Here is a 22,997-nt window from a genome sequence, read left to right as displayed (position 1 = left end):
GCCCCCGATTAGCCACCCTGTATCAGCCATCGGTCAAGCCGATGCCGATCGACGCGCGCGCCGCCTCCGCCTCGTTCGACACGACGGGATAGGCGCAATAATCCGCCGCGTAATAGGCGCTCGGCCGGTGATTGCCCGACCAGCCGATGCCGCCGAACGGCGCCGACGAGGACGCGCCGTTGGTCGGCTTGTTCCAGTTGACGATGCCGGCGCGCGCCCCCGCCCAGAAGCGGTCGTAGAGGATCGGTGTCTGGCTGACGAGCGAGGCGGACAGGCCGTAACGGGTGTTGTTGGCCTCTGCGATCGCGGCGTCGAAATCGTCGACGCGGATGACCTGAAGCAGGGGACCGAACAGCTCGATGTCGGGACGATCGGGCAGGTCGGTCACGTCGATGATGCCGGGGCTCAGCAGCGGCCGCTCGGGATCGGGGCGCGCCATATGGCGGATCGGGCGCCCGCCGCGCATCATCAGCGCGAGGAAACTCTCGGTCAGCCCGTCGGCGGCTTCATTGTCGATCACCGGGCCCATGAACGGCTGCGGATCGTCGTGTGGGCGGCCGACGATCAGGCGACCGGTCAGCCGGTTGAGCTCGGCCAGAAACTCCTCGGCCAGACTTTCCTGCACGATCAGCCGGCGCGCGGCGGTGCAGCGCTGTCCGGCGGTCGTGAAGGCCGATTGCGCGACCAGCACCGCCGCCGCGGCGAGGTCGGGCGTGTCCCACACGATGATCGGGTTGTTGCCGCCCATCTCAAGCGCCAGGATCTTCTCCGGCTTTTCGGCGAAGGCGCGGTTGAGCGCGAGGCCGGTGCGCGCCGAGCCGGTGAACAGCAGCCCGTCGATTCCATCGTGCGCGGCGAGCTTGCGCCCCTCATCGGGCCCACCGATCACGACGCGCATGCATTCGTCGGGCACGCCCGCCGCGTGGATGCACTCGCACAGGAACACGCCGGTCGCGGGCGTCTTCTCCGACGGTTTGAATACCACCGCATTGCCCGCGATCAGCGCCGGCACGATGTGGCCATTGGGCAGGTGCGCGGGAAAGTTGTAGGGGCCGAGCACCGCCAGCACACCGTGCGGCTTGTGCCGAAGCGCCATGCGGCTGCCCATCGGCGCGTCCATGCGGCGCTGCGCGGTGCGCTCGGCATAGGCGCTGACCGAGATGTCGACCTTGGCGATGACCGAATCGACTTCGGTCTTCGCTTCCCAGAGCGGCTTGCCCGTTTCGCGCGCGATCACGTCGGCGAAGGCATCGGCGCGCTGGCGCACTACGTTGGCGAAGCGGCGCATCGTCTCGATACGGAAGGTGACGGGACGCGCCGCCCAGGCGACCCACCCGTCGCGCGCGGTGGCAACCTCGAGATCGACGTCGCTCGTCGCACCGCGCCACAGTTCTGCACCCGTCGCGGGCTCAAACGAGATCAACTCACCCATTTCGGTTCCTTACCGCAACGGCGGGCGAGCGAAAGGGGTCAGTCGCCGAGCGCTTGTCCCATTTGGCGGATGCGTGCCACCTTGGCGTGGAACGGCGACCAATCGTCGTCGCGGTCGATCGCGGCCCAGATCGCCTCGACCTCGTCGATCAGCATGGCGCAGGGTTCGCCCGTCCAGAAGGCGTGATCACGCGCGCGACGGGGTTCGTAGCCGTCGAGCGCGGCGCGCACGTCGTCCCATTCCGTGCCGTAGCTCGCCGGCAGTGCTTGCGCGAACACGTCGAAGAAGAAGCGCTCGATCGGGACGCCGCTGGTGCGCAGCGCGCGCTCGACGGACTGCACCAATGCACGGTTGCGCTCGTGCTCGCGCGGGGCGCGACCGAGCCGCCACAGGATCGCGGCGGTAACCGCGCGCTGGTAATGGTCGGGAAAGCGGTCGAGCGCAGCGATCAGCGGGTCGGCATCGCTGATCTGGCGCAGCGAGACCGCGAGCTGCATCGCATCCCAGTGAATCGCCTCCGCCTGGCGACCGAAGGCGTAGAGCCCGGCATGGTCGAAATAGGCAGCGACGATCGTCGGGTCCCATGTGGGCGCGAACCGCCACGGGCCGTAGTCGAAACTCTCGCCGGTCACGTTGATGTTGTCCGAGTTGAGCACGCCGTGGACGAACCCCGCCGCCATGTAGCGCGCGGCGAGCGTCGCTGTGCGTTGGACGACCAGGTCGAGCAGGCGGACAGGATCGTCGCTGTCCTCGCCGTACAGGTTGCGCAGCACGTAAGCAGTCAGCGCGCGCAAGCCCTGCTCGTCGCGGTGATAGGCGAGCCGCTGGAAGGTGCCGATACGGATATGACCGTGGCTGAGCCGCACCAGCACCGCCGAGCGCGTCGGCGACGGCTCGTCACCCCGGTCCAGCGCCTCGCCGGTCTCGATCAGCGAGAAACTGCGTGATGTGGGCACGCCGAGCGCCTCGAGCATCTCGCTCGCCAGCACCTCGCGCACGCCGCCCTTCAGCGTCAGGCGACCGTCGCCGAAGCGGCTCCACGGCGTCTGTCCCGATCCCTTGGTGCCGAGGTCCAGCAAGCGGCCGCTCCGATCGCGCAATTGCGCGAAGGTGAAGCCGCGTCCGTCGCCGAGGTCCGGATTGTAGGTGCGGAACTGGTGGCCGTGATAGCGAAGCGCGAGCGGTTGGGGCAGCGTGTCAAGCATGGGGGCGAAGCGGCCGAAATGCGCCAGCCATTCATCATCACTGAGCGTGCCTAATCCTACCTCCTCCGCAGCGCGATCGTTGCGAAAGCGCAGCACCGTCTGCGGGAAGTTGGCGGCCTCCACGGGGTCGTAAAACCCGTCGCCGAGCGCCAGGATCGAGGTTTCGGGGCGGTACGCTTGCGGGTCGATCGGCATGCGTCGATATGGGGGTACAGGCGATCGGGGTACAAGCGTGACGGGAAATCGGGCAGCGTTCGACGACTTCTACTGGTGGTCGGCCGACGGACTGCGGCTGCACGCGCGCGACTACCGTGGGGACGCGAACAGGCCTGCGATCCTGTGCATGCCCGGGCTGACGCGCAACGCGCGCGACTTTGCCGATCTGGCCAAGCAGCTGTCGCCCGAATGGCGGGTGCTGGCGGTCGAGTTTCGCGGCCGCGGCGAGAGTGCGTTCGCCAAGGACCCGATGAGCTACGTGCCGCTGACCTACGCGCAGGACATGGCGGCGCTGGTCGAGGCGGCCGGGATCACGCGCTTCGTTGCGATCGGCACCTCGCTCGGCGGGATCGTCGCGATGCTGCTGGCGGGCATGATGCCCGAGCGGATCGCCGGTGCGGTCCTGAACGACATCGGGCCGGAGATCGAGGCCGCGGGGCTGGCGCGGGTGCGTGGCTACGTCGGCAAGTCGAGCAATCATCCGACCTGGATGCATGCCGCACGCGCGCTGCAGGAATCGAGCGGCGCGGTCTATCCCGACTGGGGGATCGAGGACTGGCTGGCAATGGCGAAGCGCGTCTACCGCTTGAGCAGCGCCGGTAGGATCGTGCTCGACTACGATGCGCGTATCGCCGAGCCGTTCCGGCTGCCGGGCAACGAGGCGGGACCGGACATGTGGCGTGCCTACGCAGCCCTGTCGGAGGTGCCGGTGCTGGTCGTCCGCGGTGAACGGTCGGATATGCTGTCCGCCGCCACTGCCGAGCGGATGATTGCGGCAGCGCCCAAGGCGACGTTGGTCACGGTACCGCGGGTCGGGCACGTACCGACGCTCGCCGAGCCGGAGGCGCTCGCCGCGGTTCGGCGCCTGCTCGACGAGGTGGCGGAACCGGGCTGATCGCTCGGGCGTCTCGCGGCTGAACCGACAGGACGCTTCATGACGCAAACGAACATCGCAGACGCGCATACCGCCGTCCTGCCGCTCAAGGGCCGACGCGCGGTCATCAGCGGCGGCTCGACCGGGATCGGCCGCGCGATCGCGGTTCTGCTCGCCGCGGAGGGCGCGCACGTCTTCATCGGCGCGAACACGCCCGAGCATCTGGACGACGCACTCGCGCGCATTCGCGAGGTCGGCGCGGGCGACGGCGTGGTGCTCGATCTCGCCGAGCCGGACAACGTCGGCCGCTTCCTCGACGCGGCGCGCGACGCGATGGGGGGGTACGACGTTGTCGTCGCCAATGCCGCGGTTGGCGCGCCCGGATTGACCGAGCTCGACGAGCCGGCGCTGCGCCACGCGATCTCGCTCAACTTTACGCATTATCTGCTGCTCGCGCATCAGGCTGCGGCGGCGATGGGGGAGGGTGACATTGTGCTGGTCGGATCGATGAGCGCCTATGTCCTTGGCCCGCACTCGACCGTCTACGCCGGGATCAAGGCAGGCATCCAGGGCTTCTCGGTCGCGCTGCGGCGCGAACTCGGACCGAAGGGCATCCGCGTCGCACTGGTCGAGCCCGGCATGACCGGCTCCGACATGCAGCAGCCCGACATTTCGCCCGAAGAACAGCGCGAACAAATCGGCGACGAGAAGATGCTCCGCGCCGAGGATATCGCCGCCGGTGTCCACTATCTGCTGACCCAGCCGCGCCGCACCGTGATCCAGCGGCTGACGATCAGCCCGCGCGTCCAGGACGGGGAGTGACGCAGCGATGACGCAGCCAGCGCCCAAGTTCGCGCACGACGCCCTGATCCTCACGCCCGACGACATCGATCTGTCGCGCTCGCCGCTTGGCGGCAGGATCGATGCCGAAACCTACGTGCTTGGCGCGTTCAATCCCGGCATGACGCGGCTGCCGAATGGCAATTTGCTGATGATGGTGCGCGTGGCGGAGGCACTGCGCCAGCCGATTAAGGACGACCACGTCCACGCGATCCGCTGGAATCAAGGCAACTACACGCTCGATGCTTGGCCGCTCGCGCTGGTCGACACCAGCGATCCGCGCAAGTTCATGATGCGCGGCGGCGGGTGGAAGGTGATGGCGCTCACCTCATTGTCGTGGCTGCTGCCGGTCGAGCTGGACGCGAATGGCACGCGCGTCGAGGCGATCCACTACGATCGCGCGATCGCGCCGCGCCAGGCGTACCAATGCTACGGCGTCGAGGATGCACGGATCAGCCGGGTCGGCGGGCGCTATTACATGACGACCTGCTCGGTCAGCCCGGAGCGGCATTCGACCACGCTCTACATCAGCGACGACGCGCTCGACTGGCGGCTCGAGGGAATCGTGCTCGATCACCAGAACAAGGACATGCTGATCTTCGAGGGGCAGATCGGGGGCAAGTTCTGGGCACAGACGCGGCCGCTCGGCGACCTGTACTTCGCATATCCGCCTGACTCGCCGTGGCGCGCCGGCCCGTCGATCAACCTCGCCACCTCGCCCGACGCCCTGCACTGGAAGCCGCACGACGAACCCGGCATCCGCCCGCACGCGGCGACGGTCGCCACCGCACGGATGGGCGGCGGCGCACAGCCCGTGCGCGCGAGTGTCGAGGGGCGGGAGGGCTGGCTGACATTGTGGCACGGCGTCGAGCCGAGCGGCGTTGTCGGCGTCTATCGCACCTATTGGTCGCTGCTCGACCTCGACGATCCGTCCAAGACGATTGCGACCTGTCACACGCCGCTGCTGGAGCCGGCACCCGCGCTGACCGCGCCGCTCGCCGAGCAGATGTACCTCGACAATGTCGTGTTCACGACCGGCATCGTCGACGGCGGCGACCATTGGATTGTGGCGAGCGGAGAGGCCGACCTTGCCTGTCGGATTACCCACATACCCAAGGACGCTCTGCGCGCGTCACCGCCCGCGTAGGTAGGTGCGCGTTAGCGTGTCGGCGGCTATGCCTGCGGCCATGACGCGACCGATCTCGATCCTGCACCTCCATTCGACCTTTGATCTGGGCGGTAAGGAAGCGCGCGCGGTCCGATTGATGAACGCGTTCGGCGACCGTGCGCGACACACGATCGTGTCGGGAATGCCGGGCGCGCTGGGCGCCCGCGCGCGGATCGACCGCGGGATTGCTTACGAGATCGCGCAGAACGCGCCGCCGCTCACCGGACGGCCTTCGGTTGCGCGTTACGAGGCGATCGCGCGCTACATGCGCGGGTTCGATCTGGTGCTGACGTATAATTGGGGTGCGATCGACGGGGTCATGGCGCGCCGCGTCTTTGCCAAGGGCGCGCCACCGCTCGTTCATCACGAGGACGGCTTCAACGCCGACGAGGCTGCGGGGTTGAAGCGCGAGCGCAACATATACCGCCGTCTCGCACTCGGCGCGGCGCACGCGCTGGTGGTGCCCTCGACCAGTCTCGAGCGGATCGCGCTCGAGACCTGGAAGCAGCCGCGCGCGCGTGTCCACCGCATCCTCAACGGCATCGCGACCGGATTGTACGCGAAGGATCCTGACGCAAAGGCAATCCCCGGCTTCGTCCGCCGCGCCAACGAAGTCGTGATCGGATCGGTCGCGGGCCTGCGCGCGGTCAAGGACCTGCCGCAACTCGTCCGCGCCGTTGGCGGCGTGTCGGCACGGTTTCGTCTGGTGATCGTCGGCGAGGGCCCGGAGAAGGCCGCAATCGAGCAGGCCGCGCTGGGGATGGGGATCGACGACCGGCTGGTGATGCCGGGATTTCTCGACCGGCCGTATCGCTTCATGCGACATTTCGACATGCTCGCGCTGTCGTCCAAGTCCGAACAATTTCCGATCAGCGTGGTGGAGGCGATGGCGGCCGGGCTGCCAATCGTCGCGCCGCCGGTCGGCGATGTGCGCGCGATGGTGTCGGATGAGAATGCGCCGTTCATCACCGAGCATCACGGCGAGGTCCGCTTGCGCGACGCGATCCAGGCGCTCGCCGCCGATCCCGATCTGCGCGCCCGCGTCGGCCGCGCCAATCAGGTCAAGGCGCGCGCGCTCTACGACGAAGACGCGATGATCGCGCGCTACGCCGCGCTCTACAATGATGCGATGGGGCGGCCGGGGGCGCTTGCCTGACGCAATGCTATCGCCTTGTCGCGACTTTGGTTTATAGCGGTCCGAATTACCAACGTCGGGAAGTGACAGCAGCGTGTTCAAGGGCCTGAACCCCATCGTCTATGCCGGTCGCGAAGTGTGGCCGTTGGTGGAGGGCGGAAAAGGCGTCGCTGCAACCAACCACGCCTCCGCGGGCGCCTGGGCGGCGGCGGGCGGTATCGGTACGGTGTCCGCGGTCAACGCCGACAGCTATGATCCCGAGGGCAAGATCATCCCGCAGGTCTACCGCGCGCTGACCCGTCGCGAGCGGCACGAGGAACTGATCGCCTACGCAATCGAAGGTGCGGTGCAGCAGGTCCAGCGCGCGTGGGAGATTGCGGGCGGCAAGGGCGCGATCAACATCAACGTATTGTGGGAAATGGGCGGTGCGCAGCGCGTGCTGCAGGGCGTGCTCGAACGCACCAAGGGCATGGTCGCGGGCGTAACCTGCGGCGCCGGCATGCCGTACAAATTGTCGGAGATCGCGGCGTCCTACAACGTCAACTATCTGCCGATCGTCAGCTCTGGTCGGGCGTTCCGTGCGCTATGGAAGCGGGCGTATTCCAAGGTGTCGGAACTTCTCGGCGCGGTGGTGTACGAGGACCCGTGGTTGGCGGGCGGGCACAACGGCCTGTCGAACGCCGAGGACCCGCTGCGTCCCGAAGACCCGTATCCGCGCGTCAAGGCGCTGCGCGAGACGATGCGCGAGGGCGGTATTCCCGACACCACGCCGATCGTGATGGCGGGCGGCGTCTGGTATCTGCGCGACTGGAACGAGTGGATCGACAATCCCGAGCTAGGCCAGATCGCGTTCCAGTACGGCACGCGCCCGCTGCTGACGCGCGAGAGCCCGATCCCTGAGGATTGGAAGCAGCGGTTGATGACCGTGGAGGAGGGCGACGTTCTGCTTCACCGCTTCTCGCCGACCGGTTTCTACTCGTCAGCGGTGCGCAATCCGTTCCTGCGCAACCTTGAGGCGCGGTCGGAGCGGCAGATCGCGTTTTCGACGCAGGAGGCGGGCGACCATGTCTTCCAGCTTGATGTCGGCGTGAAGGGCAAGAACTTCTGGGTGACGCGCAACGACCTGCTGCGCGCGCGGCAGTGGTTTGGTGAAGGCTTCACCGACGCGCTCAAGACGCCCGACAATACGTTGGTGTTCGTCTCGCCGCTGGAGAAGGGCGAAATCCGCAAGGATCAGGCCGATTGCATGGGCTGCCTGTCGCAGTGCCTGTTTTCGAGCTGGGCGGATACCGAGACCAATTCGACCGGGCGATTGGCCGACCCACGTAGCTTCTGCATCCAGAAGACGCTGCAGGAGATCGCGCACGGCGGCGACGTCGAGCAGAATTTGATGTTCGCAGGCCACGCCGCGTACAATTTCAAGCGCGACCCGTTCTACTCGAACGGTTACGTGCCGAGCGTCAAGGAACTGGTCGACCGCATCCTGACCGGCGACTGAGGAACGGGCAGGCCGCGGCAATGAACGCGCGGCCTGCCTGCCGGCATCAGTCGACGACCGTGCCAACTACCGCGCCGCCGACGCCACCGACGGCTGCACCCTTTTCAACGCTGCCGCCGGTCGCGGCCGCAACGCCCGCGCCGCCCGCACCGCCGATTGCGGCCCCCTTCAAGGTCGAGCAGGCCGAGGTGGAGAGAGCGGCGAGGCCGAGAACGGCGACCAGGGCTGCGTTGCGCATCGTGTTAGGCTCCGATTTGATTGAGGAGCCGGATGAATGATGCGGGGCGAGATGGGTTCCGCTACGTAAAGCTTTGTCACAAAGCGGTGATCGGGCCACGGCTCAGGCCCAGCCTTCCAGCACCTGATCGGGGGGACGATGACCGTCGGCCCACATGCGGATGTTCGCGATCACCTTGTCTCCGCTCGCCACCCGCCCCTCGTAGGTGGCGGAGCCCATGTGCGGAGTCATGACGATGTTAGGGAGCGCCAGCAGCCGCGGATCGATCCGGGGTTCGTGCTGCCACACGTCGAGACCGGCACCGGCCAGTCGGCCGTGCTCCAGCGCGTCAACCAGCGCATCCTCGTCGAGAATACCGCCGCGGCTGGCGTTGATGACGAAGACGTGCGGGCGCAGCAGCGCGATCCGCCGCGCGTCGATCAGCCCCCGGCTGTCGTCGTTCAGCGGCGTGTGGAGCGTCAGAATGTCGATCGCGCCCAGCATCTCGTCGAGGTTCGCGTGCCACTCGGCGCCCAACTCGCCCTCCAGCACCTTTGGCAGGCGATGACGATTGTGGTAGTGAATCGAAAGCCCGAATGCGCGCGCGCGCCGCGCCACCGCTTGGCCGATGCGCCCCATGCCGACGATGCCGAGCGCCTTGCCGCCGATCCGGTAGCCGAGCATCCCGCCGGGACTCCACCCGGTCCATGCGCCCGAGCGCACCAGCTTCTCGCCCTCCGCCAACCGGCGTGGGACGGAGAGGATCAGCGCCATTGTCATGTCGGCGGTGTCCTCGGTCAGCACGCCGGGCGTGTTGGTGACGATGATCCGCCGTGCGCGCGCCGCCTTCAGGTCGATGTGGTTCACGCCCGCACCGAAATTGGCGATCAGGCGCAGCCGGTCGCCCGCGCCCTCGATCAGCGTGGCGTCGATCGTGTCGGTGACGGCGGGAACCAGCACGTCGCAGTCGGCCATCGCGGCGGCGAGCTGATCGCGCGACATCGCCGCGTCGCCGCGATTATTGGTGGTGTCGAACAGCGCCTCCATTCGCGACATGACCGTGTCGGGCAGTTCGCGCGTGACGATCACGCGCGGTTTGGCGACGCGACCAATGGCAGAGGAACGGGCAACACGTGGCGTGTCGGACATGAACGACGGAGTGGCGCAGCCACGCGCCAGCGTCAACGCTGAAGCAGGCACGTCTGAACAGTTGAAGCCACCGCCGAGCCGGGGCAAGGTGAACGCGGTCGGGCGTAGGGGGATCGGTTAAGTGAACAGGCGTATTAGGTTCGGCATCGTCGGGGCGCTCGCCGCCTTATGCATGGTCGACGGCGCGCAGGCCGCCGAGCCGAAGCAGAAGCCGCCTTATTATGCCTCGATCGCACCGGCGCGCGCGCGGATGCGCAGCGGGCCCGGCCGCACCTATCCCGCGACCTGGCTGTACGTCCGTCGCGACCTGCCGGTCCGCGTCGTCGACACATTCAAGGAATGGCGCAAGGTCGAGGACCCGAGCGGCACGCAGGGCTGGTTCCTCAGCAATCTGATCAGCAGCACGCGCACCGCGATCGTCGAGAATGGGCAGCCGGTCGAAATGCACGAGCGGCGCGGTGGCGGGAAGCTGCTGTGGCGCGCGGCGCCCGGCGTCGTCGGGCGACTGAGCCAGTGCGGATCGGGCTGGTGCCGCTTCGACGTCCACGGCCAGGCGGGATGGGTCGAGAGCAGCCGCTTGTGGGGTGTCGAGCCTAACGAGACGCTGCCGTGACCTTCGCGCTCGACGGCTTTGATCTCGACGCGTTCGTGTCGGCGACGCTGGCCGAGGACATGGGCGAGGGTGGTGATGTCACCTCGGCCGCGGTGATCCCCGCCGACGCGCGCTTCACTGCGGTGATGGACAGTCGCGAAGCGATCACTGTCGCCGGGCTGGAGATCGCGGCAGCGTTCTTTCGCAGGCTCGACCCCGAGGCCACGATCGAGCTGCTCGTCCGCGACGGCGACCGGGTCGCGGCGGGCGCGAAGCTCATGCGCGTCGAGGGTAATGCCCGCGCGCTGCTGACGGCGGAGCGGTCCGCGCTCAACACGGTGCAGCATCTCTCAGGCATCGCGACGCTGACCCGCAGCTACGTCGACCGGATCGATGGCACCGGCGCGACGCTGCTCGACACGCGCAAAACGATCCCGGGGCTCAGGCGGCTGGAAAAGTACGCGACCCGCATGGGCGGCGCGACAAACCACCGCATGGGGTTGTGGGACGCGGCGATGATCAAGGACAACCATGTCGCGGTCGCGGGCGGGGTCGCAGAGGCCGCGGCGCGCGCGAAGGCGGCGGGCGTGGCACAAATCATCGTCGAGGTCGACCACGTCGACCAGATCGAGCCGGCGCTGTCCGCCGGCGCGACGCACCTGCTGCTCGACAACATGGCGCCGGCCATCCTGCGCGGTGCAGTGACCCTGGTCGGCGGACGCGTGCCGACCGAGGCATCGGGCGGGGTCACGCTGGAGACGATCCGCGCCATCGCGGAGACGGGTGTCGATTTCGTCAGCGTCGGTCGCATCACGCAATCCGCCCCAGCCGCCGACATCGGGCTCGACTTCGCGTTGGCGTGACGGCACCATCAACAATCCATCACCGGACCACAGGATCTTATGCAGCGACCGGCCTCGATCGTCACCTTTGAGCGGCTCTATCTCGCCGGCTTCGCACTCTCGCTGGTCAGCTGGGTCGTCGGTTGGCCTGCCATGCAGGCGAAGCTTGCCGCCAATCCGCAGACGGCGCCGTTCGGCTGGATGCTGTTCGTCATGCTCGGGCTGAACATCGCGCTCACGCTGCTGCTGTGGTTCTTCACCGCGCGCCGCGCGAGCGTGGTTGCCAAATGGATCGTCGTGGTGCTCGCGGGCCTCTCCGCGCTCCGCTTTCTGTTCAACCTGCCCGCGGCACTGGGCGGCGCGGTGAGTGCACCCTCGCTGATCCTGTCGACGCTGACCACCGCCCTGAGCGTCGCGGCGGCGGCGATGCTGTTCCGTTTCGACGCGCGCGTATGGTTCGGCGAGGATGTGACCGACGAGCTGGCGGAGGACGGCGAATGACGCGGCTGGCAGCGATCCTGGCGGGTGGGGCGGCGCTGCTCGCGCCCGCGATCGCGAGTGCGCAGGCGAATGTCTGTCGTATTCCGTCGACGATCGAGCGGCCGCGACCCGATCTGCCATCGGCGAGCCAGCCGGTGCGTCGCCTGCCGATCGGCAGCTACACGCTCGCGATCAGCTGGAGCCCGGAATATTGCCGCGCGGGATCGCGTGATCGCGGCGCGCGCAGCAACGTGCAGTGCCGCGGCGGCAACGACTTCGGCTTCGTGCTTCACGGTCTGTGGCCGGACGGTGTGGGCAAGGAGTGGCCGCAATATTGCCAGGCAACCCCGATCCTGCCGGCGCGGTTGATCCGCCAGCACCTGTGTTCGACACCCTCGGCGCAGCTGATGCAGCACGAATGGTCGAAGCATGGAACCTGTATGCCCGGCACCTCGCCCGCGGCCTATTTCGCGCGCTCGACCGCGATGTTCGGGCGGCTGCGTTTTCCCGACATGGATGCGCTGTCGCGCACGTCACTAACCGTTGCCGACTTCAAGCGCCGCTTCGCCGCGGTGAACGGCTTGCCGGCGGGCGCGGTGCGGGTCACGACCAAGAAGGCAGGCTGGCTTGACGAGCTGTGGCTCTGCACCGACAAGCGCTTCCGCTACGTCGCGTGCGACGCGGAGCAGGGCGGTGGTGCACCGGCGGGACAGCGGCTGCTGATCTGGCGCGGGCACCGCTGAGGCGCGCCGGTCGCCGGCCGGCCACCGGTCTCACCGCTTGCGCGTCAACTCGCGCATCGCCTCGTCCAGCCCGTCGAGCGTCAGCGGATACATGCGATCGTTCAGCAGCTCGCGCATAATCTTGGTTGACTGCGAATAGCCCCATTGCGCCTTGGGCGTCGGGTTGAGCCACACCGCGGCGGGGTAGGTGGTGGTCAGCCGCTGCATCCACACCGCCCCGGCTTCCTCGTTGAAATGCTCGACCGAGCCGCCGGGATGCGTGATCTCGTACGGGCTCATCGCGGCGTCACCGACGAAGATCAGCTTGTAGTCGTGCGGAAATTTGTGGAGCACGTCCCACATCGGCGTGCGCTCCGCGAAGCGACGCTTGTTGTCCTTCCACACGCCCTCGTAGGGGCAATTGTGAAAGTAGAAGAATTCCAGGTTCTTGAATTCGGTCGTCGCGGCGCTGAACAACTCCTCGCACAGCTTGATGAACGGGTCCATCGATCCGCCGACATCCAGGAACAGCAGCAGCTTGACCGCATTGCGACGCTCGGGCCGCATATGGACGTCGAGCCAGCCCTGCCGCGCGGTACCCGCGATCGTCGCATCGATGTCGAGCTCATCCGCCGCGCCTTCCCGCGCGAACTTGCGCAGCCGGCGTAGCGCGATCTTGATGTTGCGCGTGCCAAGCTCGCGCGTGTTGTCGAGGTTCTTGAACTCGCGCTGGTCCCATACCTTCAACGCGCGCTTGTGCCGGCTCTCGCCGCCGATCCGCACGCCCTCGGGATTGTAGCCCGAATTGCCGTACGGGCTTGTGCCGCTAGTGCCGATCCATTTGTTGCCGCCCTGGTGGCGTTTTTCCTGCTCCTCCAGACGCTTCTTGAGCGTTTCCATGATCTCGTCCCACGAGCCGAGCGACTTGATCGCCTCCATCTCTTCAGGCGTGAGGTATTTCTCGGCCACCGCCTTCAGCCAGTCGGCGGGGATCGCGGCCTCGTTGGTCGCGAAGCTCGTTTCCAGCCCCTTGAACACCTTGGCGAAGACCTGGTCGAACTTGTCGAGCAGCCCCTCGTCCTTCACGTAGACCGAGCGCGAGAGGTAGTAGAATTCCTCCGGCTTGCGCTCGATGACTTCGGCCTCGAGCGCTTCGAGCAGGATCAGATGCTCCTTCATGCTAGCGGGAATACCGGCAGCGCGGAGCTCGTCGAGGAAGTGGAGGAACATGCGGCGGAGTGTGCCGCGCGGGATGACCTGTGTCGAGCGGGTGCGTTCGGTTCAGTGTGCGCCCGCGCCCGGCACATAGGCGTCGATCAGCGCGCCGACGTAATCGGGATTGCGCCCGGTCAGCTCGCGCGCGGTGTCGCCGGTGCCGTAGATGAAGCCCTTCACCGGATAGATGCTGCCGCCTAGCCCGTTCGAGTCGCGGTACCAAACCTTCACCCGGCTCCAGTCATTGTCGTCGGACACGTCGTACAGCGTCACGTCCTGCTCGGCGTGGCCCCGCTCACCGTTCTGGCGCGACCAGTTGGCGTGGGTCAGCATCAGTACTCGGTCCTCGACGACGCGGCTGACCACCGCGACATGGCCGAGGCGAAGCTGGCCGGTCTTCGCGAAGACGATGACGGCGCCGATCTTCGGCTTGTGCCCGCGTTTGTAGCGGCCATCGGCCTGATCCCACCACGTCCAGGCATCGCCGTAGATCTGGATGCCCGATGCCTGACGCGCGAAGGGCACGCATTGCCCGACATAGTCGAGAAGATTGGCAGCGGCCGGGCTTGCACCGAGCAGGGCGGTGACAGCGGCGGCAAGGGCGATGCACGTGGGGGGAACGCGAACCATGACCCTTTGGTATCGCGTTCATTGTAAGGATGCGTTTGACGGGCGTGGTTAGCGAGGCGTTACCGACGCGTCGGACTGCCCCGCGATCGCACGCGCAACGTCGCGGCGCGCGTGCAGGACCGCCAGGACATAGGGGTTGCTGCGCTGCATGAATCGCCTGGGTGTGGTGTCCAGAAAGCGGCGGGCGTCGCGCAGGAAATGCGACTTGTCGAAATAGGTCGGCTCAATGGCGGAGTAGTCGGCGCATTCCCCAGCCAGCATCATGCGCAGCAACGACCGCATGAACCGCGCGCGGACCAGCAACAGCTTGGGCGGGTAGCCGAAATAGCGGACCGACAAGCGTCTGAGTGCCGCGGTAGACAGACCCAGTTCGTGGCTGGCCGATCCTATATCCTCGACTCGCTCATCGGCGATCAAGCGACTGAGCACGCGGATAGCTTCGTCGGCTGGGGTCGCCGGCAACAGGTGCGCGCGCAGGAACGTATCGAGGATCGCGGACAATTGCGTCGTCAGATCGGCCGCGCGCAACGCGTCGACCAGCGCGGTCACCGCCGGGGCAGGAAGCAGCTCCCATAGCGGCAGGACCTGATCGCGCACTTTATCGGCGGAGATCGAGAACAGTCGCGACCAGCCGAGCGGGGTAATACCGACGCCGACGGTCACGCCGCCGTGCGTGGTCGTTTGCATCGCGCGGGTCGTGGTGCCGTAGAGCGCCGCCCCCGGAAGCGGATCGTAGCAACGCGGGCCAAGCTGCAGCGAAATAGGGTCGGCCGAGACGCGGATGCGGATCATCGGCCATGACGGCACCGGATAGCTGACCGCGCCGGCGTGAACGTCGCGATCGGAGTCGAGCACATAATAGTCGGTGAAGAACGGGCGCAGGTCGGGCGCCGGCAATTCGATGCGAAATGCCGTCGCAGGCGGCAGCCCCCAACGCCCGGGGTCGACCCCGACTAAACTCGATCCGCTCTCGATCATCCAAGCCCCGCCCGATTGATGGAGGCTAGCAGGCGGGAGATGGTGAGAAAAGCGGCCGCGTCAGCCCTTGTTCGCCTGTCGCCGCGCCATGAAGGCGAGCCGTTCGAACAGCATCACGTCCTGCTCGTTCTTGAGCAACGCGCCGTGAAGCGGTGGGATCGCCTTGGTCGGGTCGCGGTTCTGCAGCACGTCGAGCGGCATGTCCTCGTGCAGCAGCAGCCGCAGCCAGTCGAGTAGTTCGCTGGTCGAGGGCTTCTTCTTCAACCCCGGTACTTCGCGCACGTCGTAGAAGATGTCCATTGCGCGGCTGACCAGCATCTTCTGGATGCCGGGAAAGTGAACGTCGATGATGGCCTGCATCGTGTCGCGATCAGGAAACTTGATATAGTGGAAGAAGCAGCGACGCAGGAATGCGTCGGGCAATTCCTTCTCGTTGTTCGAGGTGATGACGACGATCGGTCGCTCGACCGCGCGCACCGTTTCCTTCGTCTCGTAGACGTGAAATTCCATGCGATCGAGTTCCTGGAGCAGGTCGTTCGGGAACTCGATATCCGCCTTGTCGATCTCGTCGATCAGCAGGACCGGCGGGGTGGGGCGGGTAAAGGCTTCCCACAATTTGCCGCGGCGGATGTAATTGGCGATGTCGTGGACGCGCTCGTCGCCCAACTGTCCGTCGCGCAGGCGCGCGACCGCGTCATATTCATAAAGGCCCTGTTGCGCCTTGGTGGTCGATTTGACGTTCCACTCGATCAGCTCGGCGTTCGCCGCCCTGGCGATCTCGTGCGCGAGCACGGTCTTGCCGGTGCCGGGTTCGCCTTTAACCAGCAGCGGGCGGCGCAGCGTGACGGCGGCATTGACCGCGACCTTCAGATCGTCGGTCGCGACGTAGCTCTGCGTTCCCTCGAAGCGCTGCATGGGCAATCCCGTCCTATCCGATCGTTCAAGCACGGACGTAGCGGAGAGCCGCGCCGGGATGCAAGCGGGCGACTTAGTGCGAAATGCGAGTCTTCGTCCGTTCTAGGCGCGTCCGCGGGCGGAAGCGCGTGCCTCCAACAGGTGCCACAACCCGCGGTGCTGGGCGAGCAGCTGTTCCGCGCCGAACAGCATCGCACGTTCCACCCCGGCGGGTAGCGGCGCCTGCGCGAGCAGCGCGGTGATCTGTCGTGCGAACTCGTGCGTGGCATCAGTTCCTGTTCCGAACAGTCGACGCGCGGCGTTGTCGAGTACGGCGCGCACTGCAACCCAGTCGAGCGTCAGCGCGATGGCGGCGCCGAGCGCACAGCCCGCTCGATCAGACGCGGAGAGGCGGTCGAGAACCTGCCGCTGTGTCAGCAGCGCGGCCTCGGTCGCGGCATGGCCGGGCGTCGACGGGATCGGTCCGACGTCGGCGGCGAGCCGCGCCATAAACGCGCGCTCATCGGCACGGATGCCGGAAACCCGCGTGATCCAGCTCTGGAGCGCGGCGTCGGCGGTGTCGAGTGTCGGCAGCTTGCGGTCGGGCGATCCGTGAACGATGCACAACGCGTGCACCGCATCGGCCAGGTCGCGCGTCGAGGCGACCGGCCGGGCGAGCATCAGCGCGTGCGTCTGCGCGGCGGTGCCGTCGGTGGCGACGAGCGACGCGAGCGTGCGCGTACCGACCGACCATGCCTCGCTCGATGCAACAATCACGCGCGCCTCCACCTCCGTTGACGATCGCCGACCCCCGGCACGACCCGGATAGCGAGTGAGTGTGAAGGTCGCGTTTACACGCGGTCGCACCGACTGGTTAAGCGCCCTGCTCGGACCGAGCGGTCGTGGAAAGCGACCAGCCGAGTAGAGGGTGCGTTCAGGTCGCCGCGGGCGTCAGCACGATGGTGACTTCCTCTACCCTGCCACCGCGCTCGACCGGCGCAAGACCGAGCGCGACGGGTGCCGCGGTCGCACCGCGAACCAGCAGCTGCGCGCGCGTTCCGACCGCGGCGGCATTCGCGAAGACGTACTCGATCATGTCGCCGACGCGGGCGCGGTCGGCGACCGCGACCAGCGTGAGAAAGCGCGCAGCGGCGAGCTGTTCGGGCGTCGTCCCTGTCACGCGCGCAAGCGTCGCGTCGGGGTCAAGCAGATAGCCACGCGGGTTGACGCGTGCGCGCGCCGCCACGTTCGACACCTCGATGGCGCGTTCCAGCGCGCGTAGTTCGGCCGCGCGCGCGCGTGCCTCTTCCGCCGCGGTCGCGTCGCGTGCGACGAGCAGGCATCCCTCGCCAAGCGGATCGATGCGCGCGTGCAGTCGCCGGGCGGGGTACGGATCGGGCACGAGGTCGAGCGTTTCGCCCGTTCCGCTGCCCAGCACGCGCGCGATCGCATCGTCGAGGAACATGCCGCTCACCTGCGACAGCTGTCTTGCGGTTCGATCGACCTGCGCACCCTTGCCGAAGCGTGTGTGTGCGGCGGCGTTGGCGTGCCGGATACGTCCGCTCGCGGTGAACACGATCAGCGCTTCGTCGAGGTGGTCGATCAGGCCGGAGAGTTGATCCTGCTGGTCGGCTGAGCCGCCCAGATGCGGGGCGCAGATCGAGTCCACCAGTTCGAGCGACAGCAACACCAGTCGCAATCGGCCGCGATGATGCACGTAGACCGGCGCGCGCGCGGCACGGTCCTGCCACAGACCAAAGTGGCGGACGAGCTCCGACGCGGTCACCTGCTGCTCGGGGCTGAGTTGCGGAAGCGTTGCGTTTTCCATGACTTGCACGCTGCCGTGCCGATGCGGTGGCGAGAAGCAGCGTCGCGCAGAATGGAGCATTTCCACCCGACGCTCGCTGTACGTGAACATGCGCCGGAATGGAGCAACATGCATGCTGAGCGCCGGAACTGAGTGCCGCGACGTCGCGCATGCAACCAAAAAAGCCGGCGAAGAAGGACTTCGCCGGCGCCGTTTTGCTGTGCGTTTGAGGTTACTGGTCGAGGAAGCTGCGCATCTTGCGGCTGCGGCTCGGATGCTTGAGCTTCCGAAGCGCCTTGGCCTCGATCTGACGAATACGCTCGCGCGTGACCGAGAATTGCTGCCCGACCTCCTCCAGCGTGTGGTCGGTGTTCATACCGATGCCGAAGCGCATGCGCAGCACGCGCTCCTCGCGCGGCGTCAGGCTGGCGAGGACGCGGGTGACCGTCTCCTTCAAATTCGCCTGGATCGCGGCATCGACCGGGATAACCGCGTTCTTGTCTTCGATGAAGTCGCCCAGGTGGCTGTCTTCCTCGTCGCCGATCGGTGTTTCAAGGGAGATCGGCTCCTTGGCGATCTTCATCACCTTGCGCACTTTCTCGAGCGGCATCGACAGCCGCTCGGCCATCTCCTCCGGTGTCGGCTCGCGGCCTTGCTCGTGGAGGAATTGGCGGCTGGTGCGGACCAGCTTGTTGATCGTCTCGATCATGTGGACCGGGATGCGGATCGTGCGCGCCTGATCGGCGATCGAGCGCGTGATCGCCTGACGAATCCACCACGTCGCGTAAGTGCTGAACTTGTAGCCGCGGCGATACTCGAACTTGTCGACCGCCTTCATCAGGCCGATGTTGCCTTCCTGGATCAAATCAAGGAACTGCAAGCCGCGGTTGGTGTACTTCTTCGCGATCGAGATCACGAGGCGCAGGTTGGCCTCGACCATCTCCTTCTTGGCGATGCGCGCCTCACGCTCCGCCTTCTGCACCATGTTGACGATGCGGCGGAACTCGGCGAGCCCCATGCCGGTCTGCTGCGAAATCTCGGCGATCTCGCTGCGGATGCGTTCCACGGCGCCCGCCTCGTTGGTCGCGAAAGCGGTCCACTTCTTGTCGAGACCCGAGACGGTCGACAGGAAGGTGTCGTCGAGCTCGTGGCCCATGTAGCGCTTGAGGAAGTCGGCGCGGCTCACCTTGTGGCGCTCGGCCAGTCGCAGCATCTGCCCGCCGAGCGCGGTCAGGCGACGGTTGTACGAATACAGTTGGTCGACCAGGAACTCGATCTTCGCCTGGTGGAACTGAACGCTCTCGACCTCGGCCGTCAGTTCCTCGCGCAGCTTCTGGTACTTGCGCTCGTCGGCCGTCGACAGTTCGTTGCCGCCGCCCATCGCGCCAAGCCGCGTCTCCTGCATCTTGGAGAACTTCTTGTAGAGCGCGGTGATGTTGGCGAACTTCTCCAGCGCCTGCGGCTTGAGCGTCTCTTCCATCTGCGCGAGGCTGAGGGTGTTGTCCTCGTCCTCGTCGTCGCTGGGACGCGGCGCGCGCGGCTCGCCCGATTCATCGTCGTCGTCGGCCGAGGGCTCCTCGGCGACGTCCTCTTCTTCCTTGAAGCTGGTGCCGGCGTTCTTCTCGCTGATCTCGCCGTCGTCGTCCTCGGCACCCTCGACCTGCTCGGCCGACGGGCCCTTCGATAGCATCGCGTCGAGATCGAGGATCTCGCGCAGCTGCATCTGACCTTCGTTGAGCGCGGTCGACCAGTCGATGATCGCGTTGAAGGTAATCGGGCTCTCGCACAGCCCCAGGATCATCGTGTCGCGCCCGGCCTCGATCCGCTTCGCGATCGCGATCTCCCCCTCGCGGCTGAGCAGCTCGACCGCCCCCATCTCGCGCAGGTACATGCGGACCGGATCGTCGGTGCGATCAACGGTTTCCTTCTTCTTCTCAACGACGGGCGCGCTGCTGTCGGCCTCGGCGTCGGTCGCCTCGACCTCGTCCTCTTCCGCGCGCTCCTCGGTCTCGCCTTCCTCGCCCTGCTCGTCGTTCTCTACGATGTTGATGCCCATCTCGTTCAGCGCCGAGGTGATATCCTCGATCTGATCGGACGACATCTCGCCCTGCGGCAGCGCGTCGTTCAATTGGTCGTAGGTGATGTAGCCGCGCTTCTTGGCGCGGGCGATCACCTTCTTGATGTTCGCGTCGTTCAAGTCGATCAGCGGCGCATCCCCGTTGTCCTGAGCCTCGGGTGCTTCCGCCATATTCGCCTTCGCCATCAATTGTCCTCGGTACCTAGCGCGCGGGCGTCTTCGTTCGCCTGCACGAGATTTGCAAGCCGCACGTCCAGCGCCCGTTGTTCGTTGACCAATGCCACCTGTCGTTCAAACGCTTCGTCGGTGAAGTGGCGCTGCATCGCGGAGGTCGCGTCCGCCAGCGCAGCATCCACTTCGGGGCGGGAGACAAGAATGGCGATCGCCTCGTCGAGGTCCTCGCGCGCCTTGTTCTCGTCCGCCGTCTTGCGCGTGAACGAATAGGGCATCGTATCGGCCCTGAGCAGGTCGGACGCGACCTGTTCGAAGCCGGATCGCGTCAATATGGTGACGAGGCGCTGGCTATCAAGCGCCCCCTCCCGCCGCGATCTATCCTCTACCGCTACGTCGACCACTGCCTCGAACAGACGCCCGAGCGCGCCGTCGGCGAGCTTGAGGCTGCCGAGCACTTCCATGTGCGTCGCAATCTCGGCCGGGTGACGGATCAGGCCGGCGAGCACCGCCTTGGCGAGCACGCGGTCAATCCCGCCTGCCGCGCGCACCGCCTTCGCGTCGTCGGTCACGGGGGCAGGGGGCGGCGACCATTTCTGCCCGGCGCGGCGCTGCTGATAGGGAAAAAACGGCGTGCGTGCCTGAAAGCCGCCTGCCTGCCGGCCGCGCGCGAACTGCTGGTCGAAGCGGTGGCGAAATTCGGCGACATACTCCGACTTGACGCTCGGGTCGGCGATTATGTTGGCGAGGTCGGACAGGCGGCGCTTCAAGCCGGCGCGCTGCTCGGGCGTGTCGAGCGGCTCGGCAGCGAGCTCGTGCTTCCACAACCGTTCGACCAGCGGCTCGGCCTCGCGCACCAGCGCCTCGAACGCACGCGCGCCGCTCGATCGCATCAGGTCGTCGGGGTCCTGTCCCTCGGGCAGCGTGATGAAGGACAGGCTGCGACCCGGCGCCAACATCGGCAGCGCACGGTGCGCGGCGCGGATCGCGGCCTTCTGCCCCGCGCCGTCGCCATCGAGACAGAGCGTCGGCACATCGACCATCCGCCACAGCCGTTCGAGTTGCGCTTCGGTCAGCGCGGTGCCGAGCGGGGCGACCACCTCTCCGACACCACCCTGCGCGAGCGCGACCGCGTCCATGTATCCTTCGACCACGAACACGCGGTCGGCCTTGCGCGCCGCCGCCGAGGCACGGTCGAGGTTGTAAAGCGTGCGCCCCTTGTCGAACAGCGGCGTGTCGGGCGAGTTCAGGTACTTGGGCTCGCCCTCACCGATGATGCGCCCGCCGAACGCGATCACGCGCCCGCGCTGATCGCGGATCGGGATCATCAACCGCCCGCGGAAACGGTCGTACGGCTCCTTGTTGTCGACTTGGATCAGCAGGCCGGCCTCGACCAGCATCGCGTCGCCGAAGTCCTTCAGCGCGACGCGCAGCTTGCCGCGGCTGTCCGGCGCGTAGCCGAAGCCGAAGGTGCGTTGCGTCGACGCGCTCACCCCGCGGCGATCAAGCAGCGCGCGCGCCTCCGCACCGTCCAGCCCGCCCAGTTGGCTCACGAACCAGTCGGCGGCGGCCTGCATCACGTCGTGGAGCGACTTGGCGCGTTCCGCCTTCTGCGCCGCGCGCGGATCGGCTTGCGGCACCTCCATCCCGGCGGCGGCGGCGAGTTCCTTGACCGCGTCGATGAAGGGCAGGCCCTGGTGATCGGTCATCCAGCGGATCGCGTCGCCGTGCGCCGAGCAGCCGAAACAGTGATAGAAGCCCTTCTCGTCGTTGACGTAGAAGCTGGGTGTCTTCTCGTTGTGGAACGGGCAGCAGCCGCGCATCTCGCGGCCGGCGCGCGTCAGCTTGACGGTTTTCCCCACCAGCGTCGACAGATGCGTGCGCCCACGCAATTCGTCGAGGAAGGCGGGCGAGAGCGACATCGCGCGATTCTACCTATGCCGCATCGGCTGCCCCGCGACAATGTGGCGAAAAGGTAACGCTTTACGACCTTTCGGCCAGGTGACGCCCTGAAGCCTGGCAGCCAGGAACCGCGTTACGGCTCCCGACGCGCGCTGACGATACGGATCGTCGGTGCGAGCATCTGCCCCTTCATGACGCCCACGCCTTCGGTCGGTAAAGTGGGCGAGCCGAGGATGCGGCGGATCACGTCCATTCCCTCGATCACGCGGCCGAAAACCGCGAAGCCGGGCTCCGCGTCGTGCGCGTTCATCGATTTCAGGTCGCCGACCACGACGAAGAAATCGCCCGCTGCGGTGCCCGGCTTCGCCATCGCCATCGAGATCGCGCCGTCGACGTGGCTGAGACCCGTCTTGCTCGTCGGCTCGAACGCGACCGGCGGCAGCGTTCGCTTCGGATCGTTGCGCGTGCCGAACTGCGCGAGCCCGTAGCCGTCGCCAACCTTCACCGCGCGGTAGAAGGCGACGCCGTCGAGCTTCTTGCCATCGACGTAGCGCAGGAAATTGGCGGCGGTGAGCGGCGCGTGCTCCCGGTCGACCGCGATAATGATCGGACCCGCCGCCGTGTCGAGCCGGACCTTGACCGGCGCCATCGCCGGATTGCTGACGGCAGGCGTGGGTGTCGGGGCAGGGGCTGGAACCGGTGCGACCGCTTGGGCGAGCAGGGCGAGGAAGGGCAGCATCATGTCACTTCACCCGGACGATGGTGGCAGGGAGGGTCTGCGACGGAGCGCCCGTCAGCTGGAGCACGTAGCGGCCGGGTCGCAATCGGAAATCGACCAGCTTGGCGACGCCGGTGCAGCGCGGGCCCATCGTGTGTGCGCTGGACGGCACGCCTGCGCGGCCGCGGATCACGTCGATCCACGCCTTCTGCCCCAGCGCGACGCGGTAGGTACC

General features: G+C 66.9%; 22 protein-coding genes and 1 pseudogene. 9 read left to right on the top strand and 14 right to left on the bottom strand.

Translation table 11 applies throughout. The features are described from left to right. Positions 1-22 precede the first annotated feature (22 nt). Positions 23-1,432, bottom strand: coding sequence for a succinylglutamate-semialdehyde dehydrogenase (astD, locus tag QZ847_RS07380; RefSeq protein WP_294354914.1), 1,410 nt, complete (start codon positions 1,430-1,432; stop codon positions 23-25). A gap of 38 nt (positions 1,433-1,470) precedes the next feature. Then, the gene (locus tag QZ847_RS07375; RefSeq protein WP_294354912.1) at positions 1,471-2,832 is read right to left on the bottom strand and encodes a protein adenylyltransferase SelO family protein; all 1,362 of its coding nucleotides are present in this window, start codon (positions 2,830-2,832) and stop codon (positions 1,471-1,473) included. Between the two features lie 37 nt (positions 2,833-2,869). Here QZ847_RS07375 and QZ847_RS07370 point away from each other — a divergent pair, with 37 nt between their 5' ends. From QZ847_RS07370 to QZ847_RS07350, 5 genes are all read left to right on the top strand, one after another. Further along, entirely contained in the window at positions 2,870-3,748 is an 879-nt protein-coding gene (locus QZ847_RS07370) for an alpha/beta hydrolase (RefSeq protein WP_294354909.1), read from the top strand. A gap of 39 nt (positions 3,749-3,787) precedes the next feature. Beyond that, positions 3,788-4,549 (top strand): SDR family oxidoreductase, encoded by a 762-nt coding sequence (locus tag QZ847_RS07365; protein WP_294354907.1) that lies wholly within the window; start codon positions 3,788-3,790, stop codon positions 4,547-4,549. Positions 4,550-4,556: 7 nt separating this feature from the next. Further along, entirely contained in the window at positions 4,557-5,714 is a 1,158-nt protein-coding gene (locus tag QZ847_RS07360) for a glycosidase (protein WP_294354905.1), read from the top strand. Between the two features lie 40 nt (positions 5,715-5,754). After that, positions 5,755-6,891 carry a glycosyltransferase family 4 protein gene (locus QZ847_RS07355; RefSeq protein ID WP_294354902.1) on the top strand — a complete coding sequence of 379 codons (1,137 nt, stop codon included), beginning with the start codon at positions 5,755-5,757 and terminating at the stop codon, positions 6,889-6,891. Positions 6,892-6,964: 73 nt separating this feature from the next. Beyond that, a complete protein-coding gene (locus tag QZ847_RS07350; RefSeq protein ID WP_294191770.1) occupies positions 6,965-8,368 on the top strand; it encodes a nitronate monooxygenase in 1,404 nt (467 codons plus the stop codon). Positions 8,369-8,414: 46 nt separating this feature from the next. Here the strand turns inward: QZ847_RS07350 and QZ847_RS07345 are convergent, their stop codons facing one another. Both QZ847_RS07345 and QZ847_RS07340 read right to left on the bottom strand, forming a co-directional pair. Further along, entirely contained in the window at positions 8,415-8,606 is a 192-nt protein-coding gene (locus QZ847_RS07345; protein WP_294354899.1) for a hypothetical protein, read from the bottom strand. Positions 8,607-8,708: 102 nt separating this feature from the next. Beyond that, the gene (locus QZ847_RS07340; protein ID WP_294354895.1) at positions 8,709-9,734 is read right to left on the bottom strand and encodes a D-glycerate dehydrogenase; all 1,026 of its coding nucleotides are present in this window, start codon (positions 9,732-9,734) and stop codon (positions 8,709-8,711) included. 121 nt (positions 9,735-9,855) lie between these two features. On the opposite strand from QZ847_RS07340, the gene QZ847_RS07335 reads away from it, so the two are divergent. The 4 genes from QZ847_RS07335 to QZ847_RS07320 are packed head-to-tail and all read left to right on the top strand — an operon-like array spanning position 9,856 to position 12,391. After that, positions 9,856-10,347 carry an SH3 domain-containing protein gene (locus tag QZ847_RS07335; RefSeq protein ID WP_294354892.1) on the top strand — a complete coding sequence of 164 codons (492 nt, stop codon included), beginning with the start codon at positions 9,856-9,858 and terminating at the stop codon, positions 10,345-10,347. After that, a complete protein-coding gene (gene nadC / locus QZ847_RS07330) occupies positions 10,344-11,189 on the top strand; it encodes a carboxylating nicotinate-nucleotide diphosphorylase (RefSeq protein WP_294354889.1) in 846 nt (281 codons plus the stop codon). The genes QZ847_RS07335 and nadC overlap by 4 nt, the downstream gene beginning before the upstream one ends. 39 nt (positions 11,190-11,228) lie before the next feature. Then, positions 11,229-11,669 carry a hypothetical protein gene (locus QZ847_RS07325; RefSeq protein ID WP_294354886.1) on the top strand — a complete coding sequence of 147 codons (441 nt, stop codon included), beginning with the start codon at positions 11,229-11,231 and terminating at the stop codon, positions 11,667-11,669. Further along, a complete protein-coding gene (locus QZ847_RS07320; RefSeq protein ID WP_294354884.1) occupies positions 11,666-12,391 on the top strand; it encodes a ribonuclease T in 726 nt (241 codons plus the stop codon). Before QZ847_RS07325 ends, QZ847_RS07320 begins: the two co-directional genes overlap by 4 nt. Before the next feature lie 30 nt (positions 12,392-12,421). On the opposite strand, the gene QZ847_RS07315 is transcribed toward QZ847_RS07320, so the two are convergent. From QZ847_RS07315 to QZ847_RS07270, 10 genes and pseudogenes are all read right to left on the bottom strand, one after another. Then, on the bottom strand, positions 12,422-13,600 hold the full coding sequence (locus QZ847_RS07315; RefSeq protein ID WP_294354882.1) for a VWA domain-containing protein: 1,179 nt from the start codon (positions 13,598-13,600) through the stop codon (positions 12,422-12,424). 51 nt (positions 13,601-13,651) lie between these two features. Next, positions 13,652-14,215 carry a CHAP domain-containing protein gene (locus tag QZ847_RS07310; protein ID WP_294191793.1) on the bottom strand — a complete coding sequence of 188 codons (564 nt, stop codon included), beginning with the start codon at positions 14,213-14,215 and terminating at the stop codon, positions 13,652-13,654. Positions 14,216-14,263: 48 nt separating this feature from the next. Further along, entirely contained in the window at positions 14,264-15,193 is a 930-nt protein-coding gene (locus QZ847_RS07305) for a hypothetical protein (protein WP_294354880.1), read from the bottom strand. A 60-nt stretch (positions 15,194-15,253) separates the two neighbouring features. Then, positions 15,254-16,108, bottom strand: a complete 855-nt coding sequence (locus QZ847_RS07300; protein ID WP_294354876.1) for a MoxR family ATPase — start codon at positions 16,106-16,108, stop codon at positions 15,254-15,256. A 102-nt stretch (positions 16,109-16,210) separates the two neighbouring features. Beyond that, positions 16,211-16,864 carry a hypothetical protein gene (locus QZ847_RS07295; RefSeq protein WP_294354874.1) on the bottom strand — a complete coding sequence of 218 codons (654 nt, stop codon included), beginning with the start codon at positions 16,862-16,864 and terminating at the stop codon, positions 16,211-16,213. 157 nt (positions 16,865-17,021) lie between these two features. Continuing rightward, the gene (locus QZ847_RS07290) at positions 17,022-17,915 is read right to left on the bottom strand and encodes a PAS domain-containing protein (RefSeq protein ID WP_294354872.1); all 894 of its coding nucleotides are present in this window, start codon (positions 17,913-17,915) and stop codon (positions 17,022-17,024) included. Positions 17,916-18,126: 211 nt separating this feature from the next. Beyond that, entirely contained in the window at positions 18,127-20,157 is a 2,031-nt protein-coding gene (gene rpoD / locus QZ847_RS07285; RefSeq protein ID WP_294354869.1) for an RNA polymerase sigma factor RpoD, read from the bottom strand. Next, entirely contained in the window at positions 20,157-22,064 is a 1,908-nt protein-coding gene (dnaG, locus tag QZ847_RS07280; RefSeq protein ID WP_294354866.1) for a DNA primase, read from the bottom strand. Before dnaG ends, rpoD begins: the two co-directional genes overlap by 1 nt. A gap of 113 nt (positions 22,065-22,177) precedes the next feature. Further along, entirely contained in the window at positions 22,178-22,783 is a 606-nt protein-coding gene (locus QZ847_RS07275) for a peptidylprolyl isomerase (RefSeq protein WP_294354917.1), read from the bottom strand. 4 nt (positions 22,784-22,787) lie between these two features. Beyond that, positions 22,788-22,997 (bottom strand): annotated as a pseudogene (locus QZ847_RS07270) (hypothetical protein); the annotation flags it as partial.

This window comes from uncultured Sphingomonas sp. (assembly GCF_913778135.1).
Taxonomy (GTDB): Bacteria; Pseudomonadota; Alphaproteobacteria; order Sphingomonadales; family Sphingomonadaceae; genus Sphingomonas.
The sequence above is the reverse complement of the archived record's forward strand: the minus strand, read 5'-3'. Positions and strand labels throughout refer to the sequence as shown.